Raw genomic sequence first — 19,302 nt, forward strand, 5'->3', positions numbered from 1 at the left:
TAGGTGTGAACCCTCGCCTCGTGCATGGACTTCGCGACGGCGTGGGACGCCGACCTGCGATCGTTCGCCGACGAACTCTGCCGGTTCGAGACGACGGCCGGAAACGAAGCTCCCGCCCAGGAGTGGCTCCACGAACGGCTCGCGGAGTGGGGGTTCGAGACCTACCGCTGGGAGGCCGACGCCGAGACGCTCGCCGCTCATCCATCCTTCCCGAGCGATCCCGCCGAGATCGAGACCGCCGACAGGCCAAGCGTCGCCGGCGTCCTCGAGTTCGGGGACCCCGACGCGGGGCGAACGCTCGTCCTGAACGGCCACGTCGACGTCGTGCCGGCGGGAAGCGGCTGGGAGGGCGACCCGTTCGAGCCCAGACGGGCTGACGGTCGGCTCACGGCCCGCGGCGCGGCCGACATGAAGTGTGGACTGGCAGCCTGTCTCTTCGCGGCCCGACAGCTCGAGGACGTCGACCCGAACGTCGACGGGCGGATCGTCGTCGAGAGCGTCGCCGGCGAGGAGGAGGGCGGGATCGGCGCGGCCGCCGCGGCGCGTTCGAACCCCTACCCCTTCTCGCGGGACGCGGCAATCGTCGGCGAGCCGACCGACCGTCGGCCGGTGGTTGCGACCGAGGGAAGCCTCATGAAGCGGCTCCGGCTCGCGGGGCGATCGGCCCACGCGGCGACGCGCTGGCGCGGCGAGTCGGTGCTGCCGGCGTTCGAACGGGTCCGGCAGGCACTCGAGGAGCTCGAGGCCGAACGGGCCGAACTGGTCTCCCACCCGCTGTACGAGGCGTTCCCGATCCCGTGGCCGATCTGTATCGGCCGCCTCGAGGCGGGCCGCTGGGCGTCGTCGGTCGCCGACGAACTCACCGCGGAGATCCGCGTCGGGGTCGCGCCGGGCGAGACCGTCGACGTGGTCGAACGAGAGGTCGATCGTCGGATCACCGAGGCCGTCGCCGAGACCGACGTCGACTGCGAGTGCGAGCGGTTCTCGATTCAGTTCGAGCCCGCCGAGATCGAGCCCGACGAACCGGTAGTCCGGGCGGTGCAGTCGGCGATGACGGCCCGCGGCCACGAGCGGACCGATCCTCGGGGTGTGACCTACGGCGCCGACAGCCGCCACTACGTCGCGGCCGGGATTCCGACGGTGCTGTTCGGCCCCGGGAGCGTCGAACAGGCTCACTTCCCCGAGGAGACGATCGCGTGGGATGACGTCCTCGAGGCCGGCGAGACGCTCGCCACGGCGGCCGAGGCGTATCTCGCGAACTGACGCGTCCGTCCTCGGGAACCGAAACCGTCCTGGGCCGCGAACGCTATCCCTCGAGTATGTCCACCGTCTCGAACGACGGCGTCTCGCTGTACTACCACCGCGAGGGCGAGAGCGAGGACGCGGGCGACCCCGTCGTCTTCGTCCCCGAGGCCGGCCTCGGGGGCTGGTCGTGGGGGTGGCAACACGCCGCGCTGACCGGGCCCTCCGAGACCGTCGTCTGGGATCTCCGGGGGACCGGTCGGTCCGACGCGCCGCCCGGCCCCTACGAGCTGGCGACGCTCGTCGCGGACCTCGAGGCAGTCCTCGCCGCCGTCGACGCCCGAAATGCTCACCTCGTCGGCGCGGGACTCGGCGGCGCGGTCGCCCTCGCCGCGGCCCGCGACTCGACGCGGGTCGCGACGCTGTCCGTGCTCGGCACTGCGGCTCGGGGTGAGGCGTTCGCCCTCGAGCCCCTGCTGGCCTCGCCCGACGACCGCGAGGCACTTCGGGACTCGCTCGAGGCGGGCCTCTCGGCCGACTTTCGTGAGGGGCAGCCCGACGTCCTCGAGGGGATCGTCGACTGGCGGGCCGACGGCGACGCCACCAGGGAAGGGTGGGAAGCGCAATTGGTTGCCCTCGAGGGGTTCGACGCCCGTGACTGGCTCGTCGAGGTGACCCAGCCCGCACGTGTCATCCACGGCACCGCCGACGAACTCGTCTCGCCCGAGGCGGGTCGCGAGCTGGCTGCCGGACTACCCCGCGGCGAGTTCGTCCCGCTCGAGGACGCGGGTCACCTCGTCGGGATCGAGCGCTCGCGGACGGTCAACGATCGGCTGCTGGGCTTTCTCGAGGATCGCTCGGACGGCGATCGGTGACGGCCGAGCGGAGGCTTGCGCTTGTCTCCCCGTGCTACTACGGTGTCGGCGGTCGAAGACGCCGTCGTGACTCTCTCGCTGGCTCGTCGCGCCGAGCGCGTCCCGGACCGAACGGCGATCGTCGACGCGTCCGAGGACCGCCTCTACGCGCCGGCCGAAACCGTCCACGAGGACCGCGTCACTTACGAGGAGCTGTCGACGGCTTCGGGTCACCTCGCCGGCGCGCTCGAGGACCGCGGCGTCGATCCCGGTGACACCGTCTGTCTGGTCACCCGAAACCGGGTCGCCTCGCTGGCCTTGCTCTTCGCGTGTCGTCGACTCGGGGCGACGTTCGCCCCGATCTCCCACCGGCTGACGCCCGCGACCGTCACCCGACCGTTCGACGTCCTCGAGCCCGCCGTCGTCGTCGGCGAGCGCGCCCAGCGGGACCTCATGCGCTCGATCTCGTCCGATCGAACCGTCTTCCTCGAGGAGCTCGCAGAAACCGACACGCCGGCCGTCGACGCCGGAACGGAGCGGGCCGACGACGCCACACCGCTGCTCGCTGTCCACGGCGAGGGCGGGACGGCGATCGCGACTCTCTCTGCGGAGACCGTCGAGTGGAACTGCATCGACGCCGTCCTCGAGTGGGGACTCTCCTGCGAGGACTCGGGGTTCGTCCTTGACCCGCTCTCGACGGCCGACGGGCTGTTTCGGACCGCGCTTCCGTTGCTGTACGCTGGCGGCCGTCTCCTGCTCGACCGGGCGTTCGACCCCGGTGACACGCTGACGGCGATCGACGACGGCGAGGTGACGGTCGTCTCGGGTCGACAGGTGCCGATCCGCGAGCTCGCGGCCGACGAGAACGCCGCCGCGCTCGCGGCACTCGAGCGCGCGATCTGTGCCCACGCCGTCGAGGAAGAGTCCGTCGAAACGCTGCTCGAACACGGCGTCTCGGTCTCGCGGGCCTACGGCCGCCCGGCGTGTCCGACGGCGACGAGCCGAAGGGTGTCCGGACCGACCGACGCCGACGCCGTCGGCACGCCCGTCTTCGACTGCGACGCGCGACTGGTCGACGACGAGGGGGACGTCCTCGAAGGGGAGGCGACGGGACGAGTGTGGCTCTCCGGCCCGGTGGTCGCCGACGGGTACGCAACACCTGCCGACGACCGCGACGACGACGAGATGGAGTCGGGGTTCGTCGACGGCTGGTTCGACACCGGCGAGCGGTTCCACCGGAGCGGCGACGGGAACTATCGCCGGACGTGAGGGCACTACCGACCCGTGACGACTCGATTCCGCGGTGGGTTCGAGGTCCCGGCAACGCCCGTCCGTAGCAGAAGGTCTTTTTCTCCCGAGCCGCCAGAGAGTGTTGATGAGTCAGCTTCGTATCGCCGTCCTGAACGCGGCTCACGAGGACGCGAACACGACACGGAACTTTCGACGCGAACTCGACGCCTCGCTGGCGGAGTTCGACGTCACCGAGGGGGAACTACCCGAGACGTTCGGCTTCGATGGGGCCGTCGTCACCGGGTCTCGAACGTCGGTCTACTGGGAGGAAGAGTGGATCGCGGCTACCAAGGAGTGGGTCGAGGAGGCCGTCGCCCGCGATATCCCGTTTCTGGGGATCTGTTGGGGTCACCAGCTGCTCGCGGACGTCCTGGGTGGGACCGTCGAGGATATGGGTGCCTACGAGGTGGGCTACAGCGAGATCGAACGCACCGGGGAGTCACGGCTGTTCGAGGGGATCTCGAGCGAGTTCACCGCTTTCACGAGCCACGCCGACGAGGTGTCGGCGCTGCCCGACGGCGCCGAACCGCTCGCCGAGAACGACTACTCCAACCACGGCTTCCGCAAGGACCGGGTCTTCGGCGTGCAGTTCCACCCCGAGTACGACCAGAAAACGGCCCGCGAACTCGTCCACCGCAAGGGGCTGTCGGACGAACGGCGTGACGCAGTGCTCGCCGAGATCACCGACGAGAACTACCAACAGGCCTGCGAGGCGAAGCTCGTCTTCGAGAACTACCTCGAGTACGTGGCGGAACTGCAGTCGGCCGAGGCCACTTCGAGCGGAGCAACGTCGGTGAGGGCCAGCTCCTCGGACTGACTGGTACGGTTTTGGCGGTTCGCTCGGTCTGCATCAGTCAGGGGTGATGACCGTGAACGCTACTGAAGTAGCGTCCGACACTCCCGTGTCGGGAGAACGAGAGTCAACTGACAAGCCCATTCCTTTAGGAGTGGGTAGCTGACCGACACGTACCAGTCGAAGGAGGAACTGATCGAATCGTTTCGCGATGGTTTCGAGCCGTTGCCCGACGACGAGATCGATCAGTGACTCTCCGGAACGGTAAATTCGGGCGTCGAGAGTACCGAATACGAAATCGACGACGTACTGTACAGCGATCGATGGTTTTCATCGACATGGCCATTTTCGTCGCTGTCCGGAACGACCGTGATCGACACCGCGACGCTGCGACAGAGGAACTGGAACCGTTCTAGCTGCTGGATTCGGTGCTCTCGAATCGTTTCCGACGAATCTCTTTGGTGATTGCCGACCCCACTTTGAGTGGCCCTCACAAATAGTATATAAACTTACCAAAAGTTGTATACTATTCGACAGGAATAATGTGTTCGGTCGGCGTACCGGTGGATAGAAACATGACGGATGAAACATCTGACAACCTCTACGATACTGACGGTAGCGAACTCTACGGCGACGCATACGATAGCGCTGAGAAGCCGATTTTCTCCAACGTTTCGTCGTTTCGGAACCTCCCGGTAACGAGGGATGTAGACGGCCTCGAGGACACCGATCCGGATATTGCAATCGTCGGTGCCCCATTAGACACCGGAACGACGGCTCGGCCGGGTGCGCGGTACGGTCCGCAGGCGATTCGAGCGGGGTTTACCGAGCCATCGCCACCATACTGTCACTTCAACGTCGAAACCGGTGTCGATCCGTTCGATACGCTCAAAGTCGTCGACAACGGTGACGTTGCGATCACCCCCCGGGGATACGCGTGCGAGTTTGGACGAGATCGAGGACCGGATCGAAGCGATAGCCGAGCGCGGTATCTGTCCGTTCGTCCTCGGTGGTGATCATTCGATCACCTACCCGAACGTGAAGGGGTGGGCCGAGGCAAACGGCTACGAGAACGTCGGCCTGATCCACATCGATGCACACGCGGATACCGGTGATGGTGAGGGGTTCGAATACGATCACGCGACGTTCGTTACCAATCTCGTCGAGAGCGGTCTCGTCGACGGAGAGAATTACACGTTGATCGGTTCCCGGGGGTTCTGGCCGCCCGACGCCTACGAAGACATGCGTGAGGCTGGGATGAATTGGTACACCGCTTCCGAGGTCGCACAACAGGAGACCACGGCGATCGCAGCAGAGGCAGTTGAACGAGCACAGGACGGAACGGATGCCGTCTGGCTCAGTTTCGACGTCGACGCCCTCGATCCGGCTTATGCACCGGGAACCGGAACTCCGGTGACGGGTGGGCTGACCTCCCGTGAAGCGTTCGCACTCGTTCGGACGATGGCGACGGAGTTCGACGCTGATTCCTTTGGATTCGACGTCGTCGAAGTCGCACCACAACTCGATACGAGCACCAGCGAACTGAACGGCGGGATCACTGCCAACTTCGCCAATCGCCTCTGTCTGGAGGTGATGGGCGGACTCGCACTCAGCGAGATGGGACTCGACAGTGGATCACCAATCAAGCCGGCAGACAGAGACGAGAACCCGTCATAACGAGACGGCTGGGAAGAACAGCTCTCAAGGGTCAGAACTGCGTATCTCGAGGTCAGATCGGATCTCAGAGATATTCCCGGCGTGTCCGCCCATCGAAACACCCACCTGTTCGATATCAGCCGTCGGGTTGGAAACGAACCTCCTCGCAACACCCGATACAGCGGTGAGACGGGTGTACCGGACCCTGGTGAAGCGACCGCCCCTCATAGACACCAGCGAGATGGTCGAGTGGAAATCCAACCGACTCTACTTGGGAGAGATCAGGGTAGTGTTCCGTTCACCCGCTCACTTCTGGGTGATGCCGCCAAAACGGTGACGCCTCGGAACTCGATTACAGAGATACAGGAGAAAGCCCACGACTTCAGTCGTGGGAGTAGTCACTATCCAAACGACCCTCGAGATCAGTCCGCCGCGACCTCGAGGCCCGCTTTCTCCCGCGCGTCGATCGCCTCGACGAGCAGCTCGGCGACGTCGACGACCTCGATGTGGTCCTCGAAGCCGCCGGTTTTGCGGCCGTCCTCGTACATCGTCATACACATCGGGCAGGCGACGACGAACTTCTCGATCCCCGAGCCGGCGTCGGTGTCCTCGAGGGCCTCCCGGAGTCGTTCCTCGCTGGGTTTGGGATCTTCCTCGAAGTCCATCCAGAGCCCACCGCCGCCCCCGCCACAACAGAACGAGTCGTCGCGGTTACGGGGCATCTCGTCGAGCGTACAGCCAGTCGCTGTGATGATCTCGCGGGGCGCCTCGTACTCGTCGTTGTACCGCCCCAGGTGACAGGGGTCGTGGTAGGTGACCGTGTAGTCGAGCTCCGTCCCGTCGAGATCGAGTTTCCCGTCCTCGACGAGCTCCTCGACGGCCTGGGTCCAGTGGAGGACGTCGATCTCGCCGTCTTCGTTCCACTCGTCCTCGTAGTCGAACGGCATCATCGGATCGTCGGCGAACTCCTCGAAATCGAGTTCCGGATACTCGTTTTTGAACGTGTTGTAGGAGTGGGGGTCCGTACAGACGATCTTGTCGAACGCACAATCCTCCCAGGTCTCGACGTGGTGGCCGGCGAGCTCGATGTAGAGGAACTCCTCGCCGACCCGCCGGATGTCGTTGCCGTCGTACTTCTCGTCATCGAAGAGGATGCCGAAGCTGACGTCGGCCTCCTGGAGGATGGTCGCCAGCGAGCGGGCGACCTTCTTGTTGCGCTCGTCGTAGCTGGGGTAGTCGCCGACGTACCAGAGGTAGTCGACCTCCTCCTCGCGAGCGTCGGTAACGTCGAACTCGAGGTCGTCGGCCCAGTCGGCCCGGTTGCGCTGGCTGTCGCCGAAGGTGTTGCCGTCTTGCATGACGTTCTGGAAGACGTCCTGCATGCTGGGAGCGATGTCGCCCTGATCGGTCATCTGGCGGTTGAGCCGGGTAAACGACTGGAGGTGTTCGATCTCGACCGGGCAGGCGTCCATACAGGCCATACAGGCCATGCAGGACTCCATCGTCTCGGTGTCAATCACCGAGGTCCCGCCGTCGGCAATGATCGGTTGCTCCTCGCCGCCCTCCGCGCGCTGCTCGCGGTACTTTTTGAGATCGAGGATGACGTTGCGGGGATCGAGCGGACGATCCGAGGCCTTGGCGGGACAGACGGCCGAACAGCGCCCGCACTTGGTGCAGGCGTCCTGGTCGAGCATCTCCTTCCAGGTGAAGTCCTCGATGGACTCGGCGTTGGTCGCGTCCAGATCGGCGGGAACGTTCGGCAGCCGCGTGCCGGCCTTCTCGTCGCGGGTGACGACGTTCGCGAACGACGAAAGCATGTGGAACGGCTTGGCGTAGGGGATCCACGCGATGAAGAAAAAGGCGATCAGCGAGTGGGACCACCAGGCCAGCCAGTGGAAGGTTTCGGCGTTGAAGCCGAACACGGCCAGCGTGACGTGGTTCGGGTCGGTCCCCGTTCCGGCGATCGTCGGCAGACCGATCGTCTGGAACAGCAAGGCAAGCCCCCAGCCGACGAAGCTGACGATCTCGTGATCCGGCATCCCTGTCGCGTAGATGCGCAGCCCCTCGAGCAGGAAGCCGCCGACGCCGAGGGCAAACAGCGTCCAGATGAAGATGTCGTCCTCGTTGGAGGTGTGGCGATCCCAGAGCCGCTCGTTGCGAACCCAGTATCGGCGGTACATCGCCATCCCGATCCCGACGACGAAAAGCAGCCCCATCGCGTCGACCATGAACTGGTAGGCGAGATAGAAGTCGCCGACCCAGAACGAACCCTGGAACGGTTCCCAGAAGTAGCCGTCGACGAACAGGATCGTCGTTGCGATCAGCAGGGTCAGAAAGCCCCACATAATGAAGGCGTGCATCAGCCCGCCGTAGAGGTCCCTGTCGAACTGCTTCTCGTTCGAGAGCACGATCTTCGTGCTCGAGACGATCCGGCTCGCGAGGTCGTCCAGGCGGGCGAACGAATCGTCGTCGCCAGCCGTATACCGCGTGAATCGTGTGTACACTCCGTAGAGGAAGACGAGGATCGTCACGGTCGCCAGGAGATAAAACAGCGCGTACTCAGTGCTACTGAGCCCCCAGTACGTTTCCCTCGTCGCCTCCGTCTGCGCGAGGACGTTCGTATTCTTCATATTCATTTACGTGCGGAGCCGTGACTTAACTCTTGTCACGGTGTTGTCCATCCCACCCCGACGGCGTCCTGCGTAAATTATCTACCGATTCTGAGTTCATCGTGGAGATATCTTTGAGCCCGGTCGAATCGTCTCAGCTCCGGTCTCCGCGTCCGGTGACGGCGACTCGGCCTGCCAACAGGCTTATATGGCCGCCCCCCGCGAGTGTCCACCCATGAACGACAAAACCGAAGAGCTCCGGGACATCTTCACCGACGTTACCGACGGCGAGGAAACCGTCACCGAGGCCCAGGAGAACGACCGAGGCTCACTCGAGAAGGACGAGCGAACGGACCGGGAACGACTCGAAAGCGTCGTCACGCAGATGAAAGAGCGCTACGGGTTCGAGGGACCGTTCTCGACCGACGAGTACATCGAGATCGCCGAAGGGTTCTACGACGGCCGTTCGGACGCCGACCTCGCCGACGAACTCGGCGTCGACGAGGACGACGTCTTCGAGGCGCGACTCTCCCTGCATCTCGTCGACGAGAACGACGCCGACGAGGTCGACCTCGTCGCGATCCGCGAACGCGAGGAAAACGACGCGACGCTTGCCGAGGAGTACGGTGTCGACGAAGAACGGATCGAACGCTACCGTCGAGTCGCCGCGGCCCAGGACGAGTCCCGCGCAGCCAACGACCGCTACCGCGACGAGTTCGACAGCGTCCTCGCCGACGCCGACCTCTCGGAGCGGATGGCCACTGACGTCCGCGAGGACGGCCTCGAGGACGCAACGGAGGGGATGGAGACGGACGTCGAGTTCTGATCGGTCGAGATTTTTATACCAGGGAGCGGCCAGACGGCTCGTGTCCCGACCACACGTTCCGTTCAGCGACCTGCGGACGGCAGCCTACTGCCCGCGGAAGTGTTACTACCAGCGTCGCCTTGATTCCGACGAGCGCGAGCCCCCGCCGGAGGTCGCGACGATCCGTGACCTCGAGCGGCGCTACGAAACGTTGCTCGAGACTGACAGCGAGCTCACGGACGAACCGATCGGCGTTTCCCCGTCGGCCTACCGCGACCGACTCGCCGCCACACAGGAGCGACTCGTCGCGGACGGCCACTGGGAACGGCTCCGCGAGCCCGCTGCCAGGGACGTCCTCGCCACCGGACGGCACTGTCGGGGGATCGTCCACAAGGTCCTCGCGGATCCCCTCGAGCCCGTCCTCGTCTCCCCGGGAAAACCGCCGGAGTACGGCGTCTGGGAGTCCCAGTCGGTCCACGCTGTCGCAGCCGCGAAGGCGCTGGCCTGGGAGCACGAACGGTCGGTGGAGAACGCCTGGCTCGAGTACCCCGCCTACGGAACGGTCCGTCAAATTTCGCTGACGACCCGCCGGAAGGCCCGCTACCGCCGAGCGCTGCGGACGGTTCGGGAGCTCGATGGGCCGCCGGCCAGGACCGACAACCGCTCGAAGTGCGAAAGCTGCGAGTTCGCCCCGGAGTGTGGCGTCAGAACCCGAACGCTGCGGTCACTGCTCGGGTTCGGCTAGTGGCTCTCGAGCCAGCGCTCGATCTCGTCGGCCCGCGCACCCCGCCGGTGGATCGTTCCGCTCGCGACGTCGACGACGGTGCTTTCGGTCCCCGGCGTCTCGCCGCCGTCGATAACGGCTGCGGCGCGGTCGCGGATCGTCGGCGCGAGCTCGTCGAGGCGGCGGACGCTCCCGCTTCCGCTTTCGTTCGCGCTCGTTGCGGTGATCGGCGTTCCGGCCCGTTCACAGAGCCGGAGCGCGACGGCGTGATCGGGGATCCTGATGCCGACGCGGTCCTGCCCTGCGGTCAGCTCGTCGGGGACGTCCTCGCGGCGCCGACAGAGGACGGTCACGGGTCCGGGTAGAAACGTCGCCATGAACTCCCGCTCGCGGGAGTTCGCGCGCACGTAGTCGAGCGCCGACGGTACCGACGAGACGGCCATCGAGATCGGCTTCGATCGATCGCGGCCCTTCGTCTCGAACACCCGCTCGACGGCGTCGGCATCGAGGGCGTTCGCACCGAGGCCGTAGACGGTCTCGGTCGGGTAGACGACCAGCTCGCCGCCCCGGATCGCCGCAGCGGCGTCCTCGAGTTCGGTCATATCAGTTACTCGGCTCGGCGACGGCAAAAACGCACCGTCAGTCGAGTCCGAGTTCGCTCTCGAGTTCGTCGTAGTTAGGGAACTCCGGCCACTCGTCGGCGACCCAGATCGCCTCGACGGCTCGGTCGGCATCGAGGACGACGAACGCGAGGCGGGGTTCGCTGACGCCGGCCATCCCGTCGAGGTCGTGAGCGAGGCCGTAGTCGTCGGCGACCTCGTTTGCGGGGTCGGCAACGATCCCGACCGGGAGGTCGTTCTCGTCGAGAAAGCGGGAGACGCCGTAGGGTGTCGAGGCCGTCACGCCGACGAACCGCTCGTCGCGATCGAGCCACCCTCGGTCGGCCAGCTCGTCCCAGACGTACTTGGCGACGAACGAGCCGATCATCGGTGTGAACACGAGGACGGTTCGGCCGTCGACCAGGCCCGCGAGCGAGCGGTCCTCCCAGAACTCGTCGGTGACAAGCGGTCTGGTAAAGTCGGGCGCCGTCTCGCCGGGTTCGATGTGATCGGTCGGCTCGAGTTCGACGACGTCGAACTCTGGCATCAGTCCTCACCTCCGGCGTCGGCCGCGGCCCCGGCTGGGGTCGCCGAGTCGACGTCCTCGCCGCCGTAGGTCGACTCGAGGTAGTCGACGATGTTGGCGCTCTCGGCCATCGTCACGCCGGTTTTGTGATCGACGATCGCCGGAACGGTCCGAACGCCGGCGACACGCTTGACGACGTCGCGTCGGGAGTGAAGCGGTTCGACGAACCGCGAGCGGTACTCGAGTCCGTGTTCCTTGAGAGACCGGGTGACGCGTTCGCAGAACGGACACGCCTGGAGCCGGTAGAACGTGATCGTCGGCTCGCCGTCGGTACTCGGCTGCTCGCTCATAGCCGTTCGTTCGGTCACCGACGGGGTAAACGTGTCGTCGGAGGGGTGGGAAGAATGGTAAACGGTTAACCGATCGGGTGGTAAGTCAGTACATCATGGCGTTGTCTTCGTTGCTCGCTGTCTACGAGGTTCCAGTCGTCGGCCTCGAACTCGATCAGACGACAGTCACGATTCTGGGCGTTCTCGCCGTTAGCGTGCTCATCGTCCTATCCGGCTTCTTCTCCTCGTCGGAGATCGCGATGTTCAACCTGTCGAAACATCGCCTTGAGGGGATGGTCGACGAGGGTATCGAGGGTGCGGAACTGGTCAAAACCCTCAAGGACGACCCCCACCGGTTGCTCGTCACGATCCTCGTCGGGAACAACATCGTCAACATCGCGATGACCTCGATCACGACCGCGCTGCTGGGGCTGTACTTCGGCGGCCTTGCGGCCGTTTTGCTCTCGACGCTCGGGGTCACCGCGATCGTCCTCCTGTTCGGGGAGAGCGTTCCCAAGTCCTACGCCGTCGAGAACACCGAATCGTGGTCGGTTCGGATCTCGAAGCCGCTGAAGGCCACCGAGTATCTGCTGTACCCGCTGATCGCTCTCTTCGACTATCTGACCCGGCAGGTGAACAAGCTCACCGGCTCGACGGGCGCGATCGAGTCGCCCTACGTCACCCGCGACGAGATTCAGGAGATGATCGAATCTGGCGAGCGCGAGGGGGTTCTGGAGGAAGAAGAACACGAGATGCTCACCCGGATCTTCCGGTTCAACCAGACAATCGTCAAGGAGGTGATGACTCCGCGGCTCGACATGACGGCGGTTCCGAAAGACGCCAGTATCGACGAGGCAATCGAGACCTGTATCCAGAGCGGACACGCCCGGGTACCGGTCTACGAGGGGAGCCTCGACAACGTCCAGGGAGTCGTTCACATCCGGGATCTCGTTCGCGATCTCAACTACGGCGAGGCCGAGACCGACGACCTCGAGATCGCCGACCTCATTCAGCCGACCTTACACGTTCCCGAGTCGAAAAACGTCGACGAACTGCTGACCGAGATGCGCGAAAACCGGATGCATATGGCGATCGTCATCGACGAGTTTGGCACCACCGAGGGGCTGGTGACGATGGAGGACATGGTCGAGGAGATCATCGGCGAGATCCTCGAAGGTGGCGAGGAACAGCCTATCGAGGAGATCGACGACGAGACGGTACTGGTCCGGGGCGAGGTCAACATCGAGGACGTTAACGAGGCCCTCGAGATCGAGCTCCCGGAGGGCGAGGAGTTCGAAACCATCGCCGGCTTCATCTTCAACCGTGCGGGACGACTCGTCGAGGAGGGCGAGGAGATCGAGTTCGACGGCGTCCGGATCACGGTCGAGGCCGTCGAGAACACCCGTATCATGAAAGCGCGGCTGCAGAAACTCGGCCACTACGAGGACGCTGACGACGAGGCCGACGAAATCGAGGAGACCGACGCGAACTAGCGGGCGTCGACGGCGGCGACGACCTCGCTTGCGACCCGCGGCGGCAGGACGACCCGTCGGGGGCCCTGGACGTAGCGGCCGTCGGGCTGTGCGTAGTCGAAGTTGACGATAGCGACGTCCCCGATCCGCCGGACCGACGCCCCCTCGATCACGTCGAGATCGATCGCCTGATCGGGGTCGTAGAGGTAGATCGTCCGCTCGTCGGGGTCGTAGGCGCCGACCGAGCGCAGGAACGAGGCGAGCAACAGCGCGACGAGCGCCAGCGGGAGCGACAGTGCGGCCAGACCGGTAAACGGTCCGGCGCCGATGCCGTCCAGCAGCCCCTGCTGGGCGACGACCCGACCGGCGATCATCAGCGAGCCGATGGCGACGACCATCGCCGTCGTCCCCAGAATTGCGTCTTTCAGCCGGGCGAGCGAGACGTCCCGATCGACCGAGATCGGCAGTCGATCGGCGATGCGCTCGAACTGTCGATCGGCGTTGCTCGAGAGGGCGAACGCGACGGCTGTGACGAGCACGGCGGCCAGCGCGGCGACGACGATCGACTGACCGCCGATCTGTCCGGCCATGTCGAACAGGCGCCAGAAGACGATGATGATGCTCACGGCGAAGAAGGTCCCGACGCCGAGTGACCACAGTAGACGGACGGTACGGGAGGTGTCGGGATCCCGTCGCCACTGAAGCGGTTCGGACGCGTCCATACCCGATCCTCGCTGCCGGTCGTGTAAAGGCTGTTCGGTGTCGGGCGCACGGCGGGCCGTCGACTCCCCGCGTGTGCCTCGTGGGCCGGGACCCACCTCAGAGCAGAACGGCCTCGACGGCGAGATAGCCCCCGAACGCGATGACGATCGATCCCGCAAGCGAGAGGACCCAGGCGAGGACGGTGTACCCCATCTTGCGCGCGCTGACGCCGCCACCGGAGCCGGCGGCGTAGCCGCTACCGATGATCGAGCTGACGATGATCTCGTTGAACGAGACGGGGATGCCGAACAGCACTGCCACCTGCGCGATGACAAACGACGGGATCAGCGCGGCGATCGAGCGCCGGGGGCCGAGCGAGGAGTAGTCCTGCGAGATCGCCTTGATCATCCGTGGCGCGCCGGTCCAGGAGCCGAGCAACAGCCCGAATCCGCCGCCGACGAGCAGGGCGAGCAACGGCAGTCCGACGTCGCCCGACAGCGGGATCAGCGGGCCGATCGCGAGCCCGACCTGGCTACCGCCGGCGGAGAACGCGACGAGCGCGCCGAGGATGAGCAGGAAGTGTCGCTCGCCACGTTCGAGGCCAATCCGGAGATCGAAGCCGATGGCAAGCGCCCAGACGGCGGCCATAAGCGTCGTCACCGCGGCGGCGCCGACGAGTTCGGGCCCCGGAAGCCAGCCCCCCGCGCTCTGGGCGATCGAGGCCCCGCCGTCGGGCGGTCCAAGGACGGCGAACTCGATGTTGGCGACGATAACTCCGACCAGGGCCGCCAGTGCGACGATGAGGTACTCCTCGGCGATCGGTTCGGCCCGCAGCGTTCGCGCGATCGCGTAGGCGATCCCCCCGCCGACGAACGGCGTCAGGACCCAGAGCGTGACGATTTCGGCGTACTTCGGCCAGGCGGGGTCGCCGCCCATCGCGAGCCCGGCGCCGACGACGGCACCCGTGACGGTGAACGCGGTCGCGATCGGATACCCCGCGAAGACGCCGATCGCAACCAGTCCCGCGGCGATGATCAGGGCAATCGTCGCGGCCGCCGGCGACAGCGTCACGCCGCCGATCAGCTCCGTTCCGACCGCCTCGGAGACGTTCGCTCCCTGCAACACCGCCCCTGCGAACCCGAGAATCCCGACGAAGAAGCCGGCCCGCATCACCGAGATCGCGTTGGCTCCGACTGCGGGGGCGAACGGGGTCGATCCACTCGATCCGGCGCCGATCGCCCAGGCCATAAACAGACTGGCGACTGCGGCGATCAGAAACGTCGCAACCGTCACCAGTTCGACCATCCGTCGAACACTACTCGAACCCCGTACAAGTGTGTGCCGACCTGGATTCGCCGTCCTCGCCCCCGAGCGTCGCCGTCGATACCGTTAGATGTTAAGTGGCTGGCCACCGATCGAAGCGTATCCATGCGTGATCAGCAGCGGAGATTCGACAGGCGGGAGTACCTGACGCTGGCCGGGGGAGCCGGGGTCGCCACGACGATCGGGCTGGCCGGCTGTCTCGAGGATGCCGAGACCGGCGATGATGACGAGGGCAACGGTGACGACGCGGACGATGGCGTCGACGACGCGGACGATACGGACGACGGCGAGCTCGAGACGATCGTCGCCGGAACGAATCCGGGCTTCGAGCCGTTCCAGATGAACGTCGACGGCGAGCTCGTCGGCTTCGACGTCGACCTGCTGGAGGCCGTCGTCGCCGAGACCGACGGCTACGAGCTGGCAGACGACTGGGAGGAGCTCGAGTTCGACTCCCTGATCCCCGCCCTCGAGAACGAGAACATCGACGTCATCGCCGCGGCGATGACGATCACCGAGGAACGCGAGGAGTCGATCTCGTTCACGGAGTCGTACTACAGCGCCGACCAGTCCGTGCTGGTCCAGTCCGGCGGCGACGTCGATCCCGACGAACTCGAGGACCTCGAGGGGCTCGAGGTCGGCGCCCAGTCCGGCACCACGGGGGAGGGCATCGTCGAGGACGAACTCGGCGACGACGTCGACTACACCTCTTATGACAACTACGTCCTCGCAGTCGAGGAGTTAGAGCGGGGCACCTTAGACGCGATCGTCATCGACGAACCGGTCGCCGAGTCGTTCGCCGACGATCGGGACGTCGAGGTCGCCTTCACGTTCGAGACCGGCGAGGAGTACGGGTTCGGAGTTCGCCAGGACGACGACGACCTCCAGGAGGCGCTCAGCGAGGGGATCGCCGCCGTCGAGGAATCCAGCGAGTACGACGAGATTACCCAGGAGTGGTTCGGGGAGTAGTCTGACCGGCTATGGAAGGTCTCGTCGCGCTGACCGAGCTCGCGGCAGCGCTGCCGACGGGGCAGCTCCTGCCCGTTAGCGAGGAGCAGGTCGGCCAGTATCTCGGGGAGGACTGGGAGTTCGTCTACCGGAACAGCGACTACCTGCTGTGGGGGACCGTCGTCACGATCCTCCTCACGCTGACCAGCATCCTGCTTGGCTTTCTCGCCGGCTTCCCCGCCGGTGCGATCGAGGCCTACGGGAGCGGCTACTCGCGGGCGTTCGTCCGGAAGTTCGGCGTCCTGCTGCGGGGGACGCCGATCCTGGTCATCATGATCTTCACGTACTTCGTGTTGCCCATCGAGATCGTCCTCGACGCCGCCCAGTTCGGACTGCGCTCGATCGAGTACGTCCTCGGGCCGACGCCGTTTACCGTGCCGACGGACGTCCCAGACGCCTTCATCGCGGCGACGATCGCGCTCGGCTTCCGGAGCGCGGCCTACCAGTCCCAGATCTTCCGGGGGGCACTCGGGAGCATCGACGAGGGACAGATGGAGGCCGCCCGCTCGATCGGGATGAGCCGCCTATCGGCGATCCGTCACGTGATCGTCCCCCAGGCGATGCGTCGCAGCGTCCCGGGCTTTCAAAACGAGTTTACGATCGTCCTGAAAGACACCTCGATCGCGTTCGCGATCGGGCTCGGCGAGCTGCTCAAACGCAGTCACGACCTATTCACCCAGCAGACGACTGCGGTACTCGAGGTCATCCTCTTTATCAGCCTGATCTACTTCGTGTTGACGTTCGGAACCAATCGCACGCTCGACTACGTGAGCAATCGCTTCGCAATCCCAGGTGAATCGTCGTGAGTGATCGTTCGAAGACGACCGACGGAACCGTCCGTGAACGCGGCGCCGACGCCTCCGAGTCGGCCCGCGGGACCGAACCGCTGTTGCGCATCGAGGACGTCCACAAGTCCTACGGCGACGAGGAGGTGCTCCGGGGGATCGACCTCGAGATCGACCGCGGAGACGTCGAGGTGCTGGTCGGCCCCAGCGGGAGCGGGAAGTCCACGCTGTTGCGGTGTCTCAACCGTCTGACCGAGGTCGACAGCGGACACATCTACCTCGGGGAGACGGAGGTCACTGCCCCCGATACCGACCCCAACGCCGTCCGCCAGCAGATCGGGATGGTGTTCCAGGACATCAACCTCTTCGCCCACCTCACCGCGCGCAAAAACGTCACGCTCGGGCTGCGGAAGGTCCGCGGGCTGAGCGCGGCGGAGGCCCGCCAGCGCGCCGACAGCGAACTCGACCGGGTCGGGCTGGCCGACCAGGCCGACTCCTACCCGGCTCAGCTGTCGGGCGGCCAGAAACAGCGCGTCGGGATCGCCCGCGCGCTGGCGATGGATCCCGAAGTAATGCTGTTCGACGAGCCCACCAGCGCGCTCGACCCCGAACTCAGCAACGAGGTCCTCGAGGTGATGCAAGGGCTGGTGGCCGAGGGGATGACGATGGTCGTTGTCACCCACGAGATGCGTTTCGCCCGCGGGGGCGCAAGCGAGATCACGTTCCTCGCCGACGGCGAGATCGTCGAACGTGGGCCGCCGGAGACGCTGTTCGAGAACCCCGAGCACGAACGAACGAAGCAGTTCTTCGAGAGCATCCGCCATGAGTAGCGACGCAGACGCCGATCGCGGAGGGCACGCGCGAGCATGAGCGTCGCCGACGCCCTCGGGATCGACGTCGGCCGACTCCGCGAGTCGACCGACGACCTCGGTCGGGTGGCGATGGTCGTCGCCGGGATCGCCTTCTGGGGGTGGCTGGTCACGCGCTGGCTCTACGACTGGACGCTCGGCCGCTGGGGTATCGGTCCCGGAGCGGGCGAGAACGTCCTCTCGCCGGCTCCGTTCGAACAAGCCGCAGCGGCGCTCGAGGGCTCCGTCGTCGCCCTCGGTCCGGTTAGACTCCCCGTCGACTGGCTCGCCACCCTCGTCGACGGGGTCGCGCTGGCGATCGACATCGCGCCCGCGCTGGCGACCGGCGCGTGGTATACGGTCGTCCTGACGACGGTCGCGATCGTGCTCGGCTTCTTTATCGCCGTGCCGATGGCCGTCCTGCGGGTCTACGGCGGCCCGTTCCGGTGGATCGCGCTGACCTACACCGAGCTGATCCGGGGGACGCCGCTTTTGGCCCAGCTGTTCGTGCTCTACTACACGCCGTACCTGGCGCTGTGGCTCAACGACGCCTCCGTCGTCGGCCAGGGGTTCGTCCCCGACTACGCGTTCTGGATCGCCATCATCGGCTTCACGATCAACGGCTCGGCTTACCAGGCCGAGTACATCCGAGGGGCCTTAGAGAGCGTCGACGAGGGCCAGCTCACCGCGGCCCGCGCGATCGGGCTCTCCAAACTGGAGGGGATCCGCCACGTCGTGCTCCCCCAGACGCTGCGGTACGCGATCCCCGCCTGGACGAACGAGCTGGTCTACCTGATCAAGTACTCCTCGCTGGCGGGATTCATTACCGTTCCAGAACTGTACTACCGGGCCAGCCGGATCGCGTCCTCGACGTTCGAGTACACGCCGATCTTTACGCTGCTGGCGCTGGTCTATCTGGGCATCGTGCTGTCGGCGACGAACCTGATGGACCGCGTCGAACGTCGCTACGCTGTTCCGGGAATCGGCCAGGCCGAGGGCCGACAGCAGGGTTAGTTCGTCGTCGACTTCGAGTTGTCCTCGGCCTCCGGCGGCGGCTCGGCGCCCTCGATCGCTTCGGCGGCCTCGGTGTCTTTCTCGACCTCGACGTGCCAGCGGTCGATCGAGTCCTCGAACTCCGCGAGCTGACCGGAGACGTCCTCCTTCAGAACGTCGTCGTTGACGTTGACCTCGAAGATGAACTGCTCGCCCTCGCCGCGGGTCGACTGCTGGATGTTCGCGCTGATGAGCTCGTTGTCGAAGTAGTACGGCGCGAGCTGGGTCATCACGTTCTGGTAGACCGTGTCCTCGACCCGCCGGAGCGCCTTGCGGCTCGCGGAGTCGGCCGCACGCGCGACGTAATCGATCGACTCCTTCCAGTCGTCGACTGCGGCGTCGGCGTCGTCTTTCTCTAAGTGTTCGTACGACTCCGACAGCTTCTCGCCGGCGGTCTTGATGTCCTCGTCGGGTTCTTTGCCCGCTCGCTCACCTTTCCCCTCTTCGACGCTGGCCTGGTCGGCCGTCTTCTCGCTGACGTCCCGCTCGAGCGTTTCGTGGGCTTTCGGGCGCCACTCGTCCCACTCCTCGAAGGCGCGGGCGAAGCTGGCACCGTAGTCGTGGTCGGGATCGTGTACGCCGGCCTTTCGCAGCGCACGCGTGATGCGCTCGCCGTGCTCGACGACGTCTCCCCAGTCGCCGCGAACCTTGAATCCCGAGATGCTCTCTTCCATTCGGCTGCGCGCT

General features: G+C 65.6%; 20 protein-coding genes. 13 read left to right on the forward strand and 7 right to left on the reverse strand.

The annotated features are described in order from the left end of the window. Window positions 1-24: 24 nt before the first annotated feature. From NATOC_RS00100 to NATOC_RS00120, 6 genes are all read left to right on the forward strand, one after another. Window positions 25-1,263, forward strand: coding sequence for an ArgE/DapE family deacylase (locus NATOC_RS00100; RefSeq protein ID WP_015319362.1), 1,239 nt, complete (start codon window positions 25-27; stop codon window positions 1,261-1,263). Window positions 1,264-1,319: 56 nt separating this feature from the next. Next, window positions 1,320-2,117 carry an alpha/beta fold hydrolase gene (locus NATOC_RS00105; protein ID WP_015319363.1) on the forward strand — a complete coding sequence of 266 codons (798 nt, stop codon included), beginning with the start codon at window positions 1,320-1,322 and terminating at the stop codon, window positions 2,115-2,117. A 42-nt stretch (window positions 2,118-2,159) separates the two neighbouring features. Next, window positions 2,160-3,365: an AMP-binding protein gene (locus NATOC_RS00110; protein WP_015319364.1), complete on the forward strand. Its 1,206-nt coding sequence runs from the start codon at window positions 2,160-2,162 to the stop codon at window positions 3,363-3,365. A gap of 106 nt (window positions 3,366-3,471) precedes the next feature. Next, window positions 3,472-4,203, forward strand: a complete 732-nt coding sequence (locus NATOC_RS00115) for a type 1 glutamine amidotransferase (RefSeq protein WP_015319365.1) — start codon at window positions 3,472-3,474, stop codon at window positions 4,201-4,203. A gap of 551 nt (window positions 4,204-4,754) precedes the next feature. After that, complete coding sequence (locus tag NATOC_RS23230; protein WP_394296429.1) at window positions 4,755-5,195, forward strand: arginase family protein; 441 nt, start codon at window positions 4,755-4,757, stop codon at window positions 5,193-5,195. Next, window positions 5,125-5,856, forward strand: coding sequence for an agmatinase family protein (locus tag NATOC_RS00120; RefSeq protein WP_281170476.1), 732 nt, complete (start codon window positions 5,125-5,127; stop codon window positions 5,854-5,856). The genes NATOC_RS23230 and NATOC_RS00120 overlap by 71 nt, the downstream gene beginning before the upstream one ends. 401 nt (window positions 5,857-6,257) lie before the next feature. On the opposite strand, the gene NATOC_RS00125 is transcribed toward NATOC_RS00120, so the two are convergent. Then, window positions 6,258-8,465, reverse strand: coding sequence for a heterodisulfide reductase-related iron-sulfur binding cluster (locus tag NATOC_RS00125; RefSeq protein WP_015319367.1), 2,208 nt, complete (start codon window positions 8,463-8,465; stop codon window positions 6,258-6,260). Between the two features lie 214 nt (window positions 8,466-8,679). Here NATOC_RS00125 and NATOC_RS00130 point away from each other — a divergent pair, with 214 nt between their 5' ends. Together NATOC_RS00130 and NATOC_RS00135 are read left to right on the forward strand one after the other, a co-directional pair. Beyond that, a complete protein-coding gene (locus NATOC_RS00130) occupies window positions 8,680-9,270 on the forward strand; it encodes a hypothetical protein (protein ID WP_015319368.1) in 591 nt (196 codons plus the stop codon). Between the two features lie 40 nt (window positions 9,271-9,310). Further along, the gene (locus NATOC_RS00135) at window positions 9,311-9,994 is read left to right on the forward strand and encodes a CRISPR-associated protein Cas4 (RefSeq protein WP_015319369.1); all 684 of its coding nucleotides are present in this window, start codon (window positions 9,311-9,313) and stop codon (window positions 9,992-9,994) included. Here the strand turns inward: NATOC_RS00135 and NATOC_RS00140 are convergent. The 3 genes from NATOC_RS00140 to NATOC_RS00150 are packed head-to-tail and all read right to left on the reverse strand — an operon-like array spanning window position 9,991 to window position 11,448. Continuing rightward, entirely contained in the window at window positions 9,991-10,575 is a 585-nt protein-coding gene (locus tag NATOC_RS00140; RefSeq protein WP_015319370.1) for an L-threonylcarbamoyladenylate synthase, read from the reverse strand. The two genes, NATOC_RS00135 and NATOC_RS00140, sit on opposite strands and share 4 nt — an antisense overlap. 37 nt (window positions 10,576-10,612) lie before the next feature. Beyond that, window positions 10,613-11,119, reverse strand: a complete 507-nt coding sequence (locus NATOC_RS00145) for a redoxin domain-containing protein (protein ID WP_015319371.1) — start codon at window positions 11,117-11,119, stop codon at window positions 10,613-10,615. Further along, window positions 11,119-11,448 carry a glutaredoxin family protein gene (locus tag NATOC_RS00150; protein ID WP_015319372.1) on the reverse strand — a complete coding sequence of 110 codons (330 nt, stop codon included), beginning with the start codon at window positions 11,446-11,448 and terminating at the stop codon, window positions 11,119-11,121. Before NATOC_RS00150 ends, NATOC_RS00145 begins: the two co-directional genes overlap by 1 nt. Window positions 11,449-11,543: 95 nt before the next feature. Here NATOC_RS00150 and NATOC_RS00155 point away from each other — a divergent pair, with 95 nt between their 5' ends. Next, a complete protein-coding gene (locus tag NATOC_RS00155; RefSeq protein WP_015319373.1) occupies window positions 11,544-12,920 on the forward strand; it encodes a hemolysin family protein in 1,377 nt (458 codons plus the stop codon). Here NATOC_RS00155 and NATOC_RS00160 read toward each other — a convergent pair. Both NATOC_RS00160 and NATOC_RS00165 read right to left on the reverse strand, forming a co-directional pair. Beyond that, window positions 12,917-13,621, reverse strand: a complete 705-nt coding sequence (locus NATOC_RS00160; RefSeq protein WP_015319374.1) for a hypothetical protein — start codon at window positions 13,619-13,621, stop codon at window positions 12,917-12,919. The genes NATOC_RS00155 and NATOC_RS00160 overlap by 4 nt on opposite strands. Before the next feature lie 97 nt (window positions 13,622-13,718). Then, the gene (locus NATOC_RS00165) at window positions 13,719-14,906 is read right to left on the reverse strand and encodes an inorganic phosphate transporter (RefSeq protein WP_015319375.1); all 1,188 of its coding nucleotides are present in this window, start codon (window positions 14,904-14,906) and stop codon (window positions 13,719-13,721) included. 123 nt (window positions 14,907-15,029) lie between these two features. Between NATOC_RS00165 and NATOC_RS00170 the strand changes: the two genes are divergently transcribed. The 4 genes from NATOC_RS00170 to NATOC_RS00185 all read left to right on the forward strand — a co-directional run bounded on the left by NATOC_RS00170 (window position 15,030) and on the right by NATOC_RS00185 (window position 18,576). After that, entirely contained in the window at window positions 15,030-15,890 is an 861-nt protein-coding gene (locus NATOC_RS00170) for a transporter substrate-binding domain-containing protein (RefSeq protein WP_015319376.1), read from the forward strand. A gap of 11 nt (window positions 15,891-15,901) precedes the next feature. Continuing rightward, entirely contained in the window at window positions 15,902-16,735 is an 834-nt protein-coding gene (locus tag NATOC_RS00175) for an amino acid ABC transporter permease (RefSeq protein WP_015319377.1), read from the forward strand. An 80-nt stretch (window positions 16,736-16,815) separates the two neighbouring features. Then, a complete protein-coding gene (locus NATOC_RS00180) occupies window positions 16,816-17,544 on the forward strand; it encodes an ATP-binding cassette domain-containing protein (RefSeq protein WP_157224660.1) in 729 nt (242 codons plus the stop codon). Window positions 17,545-17,580: 36 nt separating this feature from the next. Next, on the forward strand, window positions 17,581-18,576 hold the full coding sequence (locus tag NATOC_RS00185) for an amino acid ABC transporter permease (RefSeq protein WP_015319379.1): 996 nt from the start codon (window positions 17,581-17,583) through the stop codon (window positions 18,574-18,576). Here NATOC_RS00185 and NATOC_RS00190 read toward each other — a convergent pair. Then, a complete protein-coding gene (locus NATOC_RS00190) occupies window positions 18,573-19,289 on the reverse strand; it encodes a DUF5828 family protein (RefSeq protein WP_049888608.1) in 717 nt (238 codons plus the stop codon). The genes NATOC_RS00185 and NATOC_RS00190 overlap by 4 nt on opposite strands. Window positions 19,290-19,302: the final 13 nt, after the last annotated feature.

It is taken from the genome of Natronococcus occultus SP4, from assembly GCF_000328685.1.
GTDB classification, from domain to species: domain Archaea; phylum Halobacteriota; class Halobacteria; order Halobacteriales; family Natrialbaceae; genus Natronococcus; species Natronococcus occultus.

What these genes read in the sequence shown, in the direction of transcription:
- NATOC_RS00140 (WP_015319370.1), bottom strand. Translation starts at nt 10,575, where the DNA reads ATGACCGAACTCGAGGACGCCGCTGCGGCGATCCGGGGCGGCGAGCTG.
- NATOC_RS00115 (WP_015319365.1), top strand. Translation starts at nt 3,472, where the DNA reads ATGAGTCAGCTTCGTATCGCCGTCCTGAACGCGGCTCACGAGGACGCG.
- NATOC_RS00100 (WP_015319362.1), top strand. Translation starts at nt 25, where the DNA reads ATGGACTTCGCGACGGCGTGGGACGCCGACCTGCGATCGTTCGCCGAC.
- NATOC_RS00145 (WP_015319371.1), bottom strand. Translation starts at nt 11,119, where the DNA reads ATGCCAGAGTTCGACGTCGTCGAACTCGAGCCGACCGATCACATCGAA.
- NATOC_RS00130 (WP_015319368.1), top strand. Translation starts at nt 8,680, where the DNA reads ATGAACGACAAAACCGAAGAGCTCCGGGACATCTTCACCGACGTTACC.
- NATOC_RS00165 (WP_015319375.1), bottom strand. Translation starts at nt 14,906, where the DNA reads ATGGTCGAACTGGTGACGGTTGCGACGTTTCTGATCGCCGCAGTCGCC.
- NATOC_RS00170 (WP_015319376.1), top strand. Translation starts at nt 15,030, where the DNA reads ATGCGTGATCAGCAGCGGAGATTCGACAGGCGGGAGTACCTGACGCTG.
- NATOC_RS23230 (WP_394296429.1), top strand. Translation starts at nt 4,755, where the DNA reads ATGACGGATGAAACATCTGACAACCTCTACGATACTGACGGTAGCGAA.
- NATOC_RS00185 (WP_015319379.1), top strand. Translation starts at nt 17,581, where the DNA reads ATGAGCGTCGCCGACGCCCTCGGGATCGACGTCGGCCGACTCCGCGAG.
- NATOC_RS00175 (WP_015319377.1), top strand. Translation starts at nt 15,902, where the DNA reads ATGGAAGGTCTCGTCGCGCTGACCGAGCTCGCGGCAGCGCTGCCGACG.
- NATOC_RS00160 (WP_015319374.1), bottom strand. Translation starts at nt 13,621, where the DNA reads ATGGACGCGTCCGAACCGCTTCAGTGGCGACGGGATCCCGACACCTCC.
- NATOC_RS00125 (WP_015319367.1), bottom strand. Translation starts at nt 8,465, where the DNA reads ATGAAGAATACGAACGTCCTCGCGCAGACGGAGGCGACGAGGGAAACG.
- NATOC_RS00190 (WP_049888608.1), bottom strand. Translation starts at nt 19,289, where the DNA reads ATGGAAGAGAGCATCTCGGGATTCAAGGTTCGCGGCGACTGGGGAGAC.
- NATOC_RS00155 (WP_015319373.1), top strand. Translation starts at nt 11,544, where the DNA reads ATGGCGTTGTCTTCGTTGCTCGCTGTCTACGAGGTTCCAGTCGTCGGC.
- NATOC_RS00150 (WP_015319372.1), bottom strand. Translation starts at nt 11,448, where the DNA reads ATGAGCGAGCAGCCGAGTACCGACGGCGAGCCGACGATCACGTTCTAC.
- NATOC_RS00105 (WP_015319363.1), top strand. Translation starts at nt 1,320, where the DNA reads ATGTCCACCGTCTCGAACGACGGCGTCTCGCTGTACTACCACCGCGAG.